Annotated in this window: 6 protein-coding genes; all 6 read left to right on the top strand. The window is 63.4% G+C overall.

Annotation, left to right across the window (positions count from 1 at the left end):
- The coding region (locus QU44_RS18780) for a hypothetical protein (protein WP_231621794.1) at nucleotides 1–207 on the top strand (207 nt) is incomplete at its 5' end.
- Nucleotides 208–286: 79 nt separating this feature from the next.
- Nucleotides 287–1,405 carry an aldose epimerase family protein gene (locus QU44_RS16585; protein ID WP_443018099.1) on the top strand — a complete coding sequence of 373 codons (1,119 nt, stop codon included), beginning with the start codon at nucleotides 287–289 and terminating at the stop codon, nucleotides 1,403–1,405.
- A gap of 31 nt (nucleotides 1,406–1,436) precedes the next feature.
- A complete protein-coding gene (locus tag QU44_RS16580; protein WP_033923525.1) occupies nucleotides 1,437–3,227 on the top strand; it encodes an IlvD/Edd family dehydratase in 1,791 nt (596 codons plus the stop codon).
- Between the two features lie 199 nt (nucleotides 3,228–3,426).
- On the top strand, nucleotides 3,427–4,530 hold the full coding sequence (locus QU44_RS16575) for a glycoside hydrolase family 43 protein (RefSeq protein WP_033923524.1): 1,104 nt from the start codon (nucleotides 3,427–3,429) through the stop codon (nucleotides 4,528–4,530).
- A gap of 6 nt (nucleotides 4,531–4,536) precedes the next feature.
- Nucleotides 4,537–5,997 carry a xylulokinase gene (gene xylB, locus QU44_RS16570; RefSeq protein WP_033923523.1) on the top strand — a complete coding sequence of 487 codons (1,461 nt, stop codon included), beginning with the start codon at nucleotides 4,537–4,539 and terminating at the stop codon, nucleotides 5,995–5,997.
- The gene (xylA, locus tag QU44_RS16565) at nucleotides 5,994–7,304 is read left to right on the top strand and encodes a xylose isomerase (RefSeq protein ID WP_033923522.1); all 1,311 of its coding nucleotides are present in this window, start codon (nucleotides 5,994–5,996) and stop codon (nucleotides 7,302–7,304) included. The genes xylB and xylA overlap by 4 nt, the downstream gene beginning before the upstream one ends.
- The last annotated feature ends 66 nt before the right edge of the window (nucleotides 7,305–7,370 follow it).

Raw genomic sequence — 7,370 nt, 5'->3', positions numbered from 1 at the left:
AGCCAAGCCCTTTTTCAGCAGCCTGTTAAGCAACGTTCAAATAAAATCGGCACGCCACAGTATTACTTCGGCGCAGACTCCAACCCTGGACAGATGGCCGGCGGCGGATGCGCCCGGCCCTTTGCGCGACAATGTTTCGCGCCGGTCGATCAATTCTCGCACCCGCCGAAATCTGGCTGCCCGCTTGCCCCTCCACATGTTGTCTGACTATATCCAGGCAGCGTTTGCATCATATGGCAATCGCGCGGGAGAGGACGGGATGGCGAAGATAGGGGCAGTGACGCTGATGATGGGTGCAATGCTGGCCATGACGGCACCAGACAGTGCGGTCGCAGCGACAGCGACGCGCGAAGCCGCAGGAACATTGCAGGACGGCTCGGTCGTCGAGGCGATCACGCTGAAGAACGCCGCCGGCGTCAGCGCGCGGGTGTTGACCTATGGTGCCACGCTGCAATCGCTGCTGGTCCCCGATCGCGAAGGCAAGGTCGCCGATGTGGTGCTGGGCTATGACGACGTCGCCGCCTATGTCGATCGTCCGAATTTCTTCGGCGTCACCGTCGGCCGCTATGCCAACCGGATCGCCGGCGGCAAGTTCGCACTCGATGGCAAGACCTATCAGCTTCCGCTGAACGACAAGGTGAATTCACTGCACGGCGGCGACAAGGGGTTCGACAAGATCCTGTGGAAAGTCGTGTCGGTCACCAACGGCCCCACCGCCACATTGGTCCTGGCGCATCGCAGCCCCGATGGCGATTCGGGTTATCCCGGCCAGCTTGACGTGACCGTCACCTACACGCTCGACGAAAGCGGCAATCTCGGCATCGTGTTCGAGGCGAAGACCGACAAGCCTACCATCGTCAACATGACCAACCACGCGATGTTCAACATGGCCGGCGAAGGCGCACCGATGGGCGCGACGGATCAGTTGCTGACCATTCCCGCGCGTGCCTACACCCCGGTCAATGCCGCGCTGATCCCGACGGGCGAATTGCGCCCGGTGGCGGGTACGGTGTTCGATTTCCGGCGTCCGCGCATGGTCGCCGAGGGTATTCGCGAAGGGCAAGACGAGCAGATCCGCATCGCCCAGGGCTACGACCATAATTTCGCGCTCGACAAGGGGCTGACGGCCAAGCCCGAGCTGGCGGCGCGGCTGGAAGACCCGGCATCGGGCCGCGTGCTCGAAGTGCTGTCGACCGAACCGGGGGTGCAATTCTACACCGGCAATTTCCTCGACGCGACGTTCGTCGGCAAGCGTGGGCATCTTTACCGTATGGGCGACGGCATCGCACTTGAGCCACAGAAATTCCCCGATGCCCCGAATCAGCCCAATTTCGTCTCCGCGCGCGTCGATCCGGGCAAGCCCTATCGGCATGCCATGATCTATCGCGTGTCCACCGCGCGCTGACCCAACTGCAGTTTCCCCCGAAAGTATTCGTATGACCGACACCCCAAAGCTCCGCTCGCGCGCCTGGTTCGATAATCCCGACAATATCGACATGACCGCGCTGTATCTCGAACGGTATCTGAACTTCGGACTCAGCATCGAGGAGCTTCGGTCGGGCCGGCCGATCATCGGCATCGCCCAGACGGGAAGCGATTTGTCGCCCTGCAACCGCCACCATCTGGTGCTGGCCGAACGGCTGCGCGAGGGCATTCGCGAAGCCGGCGGGATCGCCCTTGAATTTCCGGTCCACCCGATTCAGGAAACCGGCAAGCGGCCAACCGCCGGGCTTGATCGCAACCTGGCCTATATGGCGCTGGTCGAGGTGCTGTACGGCTATCCGCTCGACGGCGTGGTGCTCACCATCGGCTGCGACAAGACCACGCCGGCCTGTCTGATGGCGGCGGCGACCGTCAACATCCCCGCGATCGCGCTGTCGGTCGGGCCGATGCTCAACGGCTGGCACAAGGGCGAGCGCACCGGATCGGGCACGATCGTGTGGAAAGCGCGCGAATTGCTCGCCACCGGCGCGATCGATGACGAGGGCTTTATTAAGCTGGTCGCCTCCTCCGCCCCGTCGACCGGCTATTGCAACACGATGGGCACCGCGACGACGATGAACTCGCTGGCCGAGGCGCTGGGCATGCAGTTGCCCGGATCGGCGGCAATCCCTGCCCCGTATCGCGACCGCCAGGAAATGGCGTATAAAACCGGCAAGCGGATCGTCGAGATGGTGGCCGAGGATCTGAAACCCAGCGACATCCTGACGAAACAGGCATTTCACAACGCAATCGTCGTCAATTCGGCGATTGGCGGGTCGACCAACGCGCCGATCCATCTGGCGGCGATCGCCCGCCATATCGGCGTGGACCTGCCGATCGACGATTGGCAGACCCAGGGGCACAAAGTGCCGCTGCTGGTGAACCTGCAACCTGCCGGCGAGTATCTGGGCGAGGATTATTATCGCGCAGGCGGCGTGCCCGCGGTGGTGGCCGAACTGATGCGGCAGGGACTGATCCACGAGGACGCGATGACGGCCAACGGCAAGACGATCGGCGCCAATTGCCGTGATGCCACGATCGAGGACGAGCGGGTAATCCGCCGATTCGAAACCCCGCTAGTCGAAAACGCCGGGTTCATCGTGCTGCGCGGCAATTTGTTCGACAGCGCGATCATGAAGACCAGCGTGATCTCGCCCGAATTCCGCCAGCGCTATCTGTCCAACCCCGCCGATCCCGAAGCGTTTGAGGGGCCAGCGGTGGTGTTCGACGGACCTGAGGATTATCACCACCGGATCGACGATCCGTCGCTGGGGATCACCACCGACACGCTGTTGTTCATGCGTGGTGCCGGACCGATCGGCTATCCCGGCTCGGCTGAGGTCGTGAATATGCGCCCGCCCTCCTATCTGATCCGCGAGGGCGTTCATGCCCTGCCCTGCATCGGCGATGGCCGCCAATCGGGCACGTCGGGGTCGCCTTCGATCCTCAACGCCAGCCCCGAGGCGGCGGTGATGGGCGGGCTCGCACTGATCCGCACCGGCGACCGCGTTCGCATCGATCTGGGCAAGGGTACCGCCGATGTGCTGGTCCCTGCCGAAGAATTGGCCGAGCGCCGTGCCGCGCTGGCGGCGGCGGGCGGCTATGCCTATCCCGCATCACAAACGCCGTGGCAGGAAATCCAGCGCGCCAATGTCGGGCAGATGGAAACCGGCGCCATCCTCGAAGGTGCCGAGAAATACCAGCGAATCGCGCAGACGATGGGAGTACCGCGCGACAATCACTGATGATGTACCGTGTCGGTGCCCGGCTACCCGCCGATAGCCGAGCGGACAAACGGCAGTTTGCGGCCTGCCACCACCCGACGTGCCTACCCCCGAACGCTGGACTTGCTCCAGCGGATGGGTAAGCTATGATAGCGCTAACGTTACTACAGCGAGTAAACGGATCTCATAGAAGATCGTCATCATAGGAAGGATAGAAGGCATGAAGACCGGGCGATATGCGAGCAGTTTGTTGTTGCCCCTCATGCTGGTCGGGGGCTGCGCTGCTTCACAGACCGCAAGCGCCCCTGCGACCGCCGGCAGCGAAGCGCGAAGCCCCGAGGGCAAGCGCTATCTGAACCAGCCGCTGGTGACCGAAATCTTCACCGCCGATCCCTCGGCGCAGGTCTTCAACGGCAAGCTGTACGTCTATCCCAGCCACGACATCGACGCGGGCATCCCCGACGATGATCTGGGCAATCAATATGCGATGCGCGACTATCGCGTCCTCAGCATGGACCGCCCCGGCGGCAAGGTGACGATCCACCCGGTCGCGATCGACGTGGCGCAGATACCCTGGGCGTCGAAGCAGACCTGGGCACCCGACGCCGCGTATAAGAACGGCACCTATTATCTCTACATGCCCGCGCGCGATAAGGACGACGTCTTCGGCATCGGCGTCGCGACCTCAAAATCGCCGACCGGCCCGTTCGTCGCCGAACCGACGCCGATCCCCGGCAGCTATTCGATCGACCCATCGGTATTCAACGACGACGACGGGCAGAGCTACATGTCATTCGGCGGCATCTGGGGCGGCCAGCTTCAGCGCTGGGCGAATGGCAGCTACAACCCGCAGGGCGGCGACACCGACCTGAAGCAGGACGACAAGCCCGCGCTCGCGCCCAAGATTGCGCGCATGTCGCCCGACATGAAAAGCTTCGCCGAAGCACCGCGCGACGTCCAGATTCTCGACCAGGCAGGCAAGCCGATTCTGGGCGGCGATCATGAGCGGCGCTTTTTCGAGGCAGCGTGGATGTTCAAGCGCGAAGGCAAATATTACTTTACCTATTCGACCGGCGACACGCATTATCTGGCCTATGCGATCGGCGACAATCCCTATGGCCCGTTCACCTATACCGGGCGGATCATGGAGCCGGTGCAGGGCTGGACCACGCATCATTCGATCGTGAAGTTCGAAGATAAATGGTGGCTGTTCTACCACGACACACAATTGTCGAATAAGAACCATCTGCGATCGGTGAAGATGACCGAAATCAGCTTCAATCCAGACGGCACGATCGTCCCGATCAACCCGTTCAAGGACTGATCGCGCATGTTCCTTGGCATCGACATCGGCACCTCGGGCGTAAAGGCCGTGGTGCTCGACCAAACCGGCGCAGTGGTGGGTCAGGGCATCGCCGCCCTGACCGTTCAGCGTCCCCACCCCCTTTGGTCCGAACAAGACCCCGCCGCGTGGTGGCGCGCGACCAACGCCGCGGTGCAGGCGATTGAACCGAGCATTCGCCGGTCGGTGCGCGGTGTGGGGCTGGCGGGGCAAATGCACGGCGCGACCTTGCTCGATGCCGATGACGTGCCGCTTCGCCCCGCGATCCTGTGGAACGACGGGCGCAGCCACGCCGAATGCGAGGCGATGGAGCGCGCCGTCCCCGATTTGCGCAGCATCGCGGGCAATATCGCGATGCCCGGCTTCACCGCGCCCAAATTGCTGTGGGTGCGCGAGCATGAGCCCGATACCTTCGCCAAGATCGCAACGGTGCTGCTGCCCAAGGATTATGTCCGGCTGCTGATGACCGGCGACAAGGCTTCGGACCTGTCGGACAGCGCGGGCACCTTGTGGCTCGACGTCGCCAAGCGCGACTGGAGCGATACGCTGCTTGGCGCATGCGGGCTGACGCGCGCGCAGATGCCCGGCCTGTTCGAGGGAACGCAGATCACCGGCACGCTTACCGCTGAGGTCGCCCAAGCATGGGGTATGCCGCAGGTGCCGGTGGCGGCGGGTGGCAGCGACAATGCCGCCGGGGCGGTCGGCGTCGGTGTCGTCTCCGACGGCGATGCGCTGTTGTCGCTAGGCACGTCGGGCGTGATCTTCGTCGCGACTCAGGCATTCCGCCCCAACCCCGATCGTGCGGTGCATGCGTTTTGCCACGCGATGCCGGGGATGTGGCACCAGATGTCGGTGCACCTGTCGGCAGCATCGTGCATCGATTGGGTCGCGCGGATCACCGGCGCGGCGGGTGCAGCCGACCTGTTCGCGCGCGCCGAGGTCGCCGGCCCGGCCAGCGGACCCGAACTATTCCTCCCCTATCTGTCGGGCGAGCGCACGCCGCACAACGACGCCGAAGTCCGCGGCGCGTTCCTGCGGCTCGATAACGACAGCGACGCCGGACGACTTTCGCAGGCGGTGCTCGAAGGTGTGGCGTTCGCGCTGGCCGATGGGCTAGAAGTGCTTCGCGAGGCGGGCACCGTGGTCGATCGGCTGTCGGTGATCGGCGGCGGCGCGCGGTCGCGCTATTGGGGGCAGGTCATCGCTGCGGCGATGGGGGTAGAACTTGTCTACCTTCAGGGCGGCGAAGTCGGCCCCGCGCTAGGTGCGGCGCGGCTGGCGCAACTCGCGGTCGATGGCGGCGATCCCGCCAAGGTCTGCGTCGCGCCGCCGGTGGCGCATCGGATTTCCCCCGATCCCCGGCTCGTCGCTGCATTGGCGGAGAAAAAAACGGCCTTCCAACTGGCCTATCCCCGGATCGCCCCCAAATCCATGACAAGGAACGCATGATGTCCGACTTTCTCGCCGACATTCCAACGATCAAGTACGAAGGTACTGAATCGACCAACGAATTGGCCTATCGCTATTACGACAAGGACAAGCTCGTACTGGGCAAGCGGATGGAAGACCATCTGCGCTTCGCCGCCTGCTTCTGGCACACTTTCTGCTGGCCGGGTTCGGACGTGTTCGGCGGCGGCACCTTCAACCGCCCCTGGCATCGCGGCGCGAACGACAGCGCGGCAGCCGCCGAAAAGCGCGAAGTGGCTTTCGACTTTTTCCAGAAGCTCGACATCCCCTATTATTGCTTCCACGACATCGACGTGATGGCCGATGCCGCCAACATCACCGAGCATCGCCGCTATTTCGCCGAGGCTGTCGATCATCTCGAAAAGCTGCAGGAATCGTCGGGCCGCAAATTGCTGTGGGGCACCGCCAATCTGTTCAGTCACCCGCGCTTTGCTGCGGGCGCGGCGACCAATCCCAACCCCGAAGTCTACGCCTTCGGCGCACTGCAGGTTCGCGACGCACTCGAGGCGACTCATCGGCTGGGCGGCCAGAATTATGTGCTGTGGGGCGGTCGCGAAGGCTATGAGACGCTGCTCAACACCGACCTGAAGCGCGAACTCGACAATTTCGGGCGCTTCCTGAGCCTGGTGGTCGAGCACAAGCACAAGATCGGCTTCAAGGGCACGATCCTGATCGAGCCCAAGCCACACGAGCCGACCAAGCACCAATACGACTTCGACACCGCAACGGTGTACGGCTTCCTCAAGCGCTATGGCCTAGAGAATGAAGTGAAGGTCAATATCGAGGCGAACCACGCCACGCTGTCGGGCCACAGCTTCGAGCACGAGATCGCGACGGCGGCGGCGCTTGGCATCTTCGGCTCGATCGACGCCAATCGCGGCGATCCGCAAAATGGCTGGGATACCGATCAATTCCCCAACTCGGTCGAGGAACTGACGCTGGCGATGATCGAGATCATCCGTGCCGGCGGCTTCACCGATGGCGGCTTCAACTTCGACGCCAAGGTCCGTCGCCAGAGCATCGATGCTGCTGACCTGTTCCATGGGCATATCGGCGGCATCGACGTCGTCGCCAAGAGCCTGTTGACCGCGGCGGCGATCATCGAAGATGGCCGCGTCGATTCGATCAAGGCCAAGCGTTATGCCGGCTGGGACGGCGATATGGGCAGCACCATCGGCGGGCTCGACTTGGCCGGCATCGCCGATCTGGCGATCGAGCGCGACCTGAACCCACATCCTGTGTCGGGCCAGCAGGAGCGGATCGAGAATCTGATCAACCGCTTCCTTTGATTGCCGATACCGGCCCCGCGATCATGCGGGGCCGGTATCCTGAAGAGTTTCGGGCGCCGGCAGGCG

Origin of the sequence: Sphingomonas sp. 37zxx (assembly GCF_000786205.1) — a bacterium.
GTDB lineage: Bacteria > Pseudomonadota > Alphaproteobacteria > Sphingomonadales > Sphingomonadaceae > Sphingomonas.
Note: the sequence above shows the minus strand (reverse complement) of the source record. Positions and strands in the feature narration are given on the sequence as shown.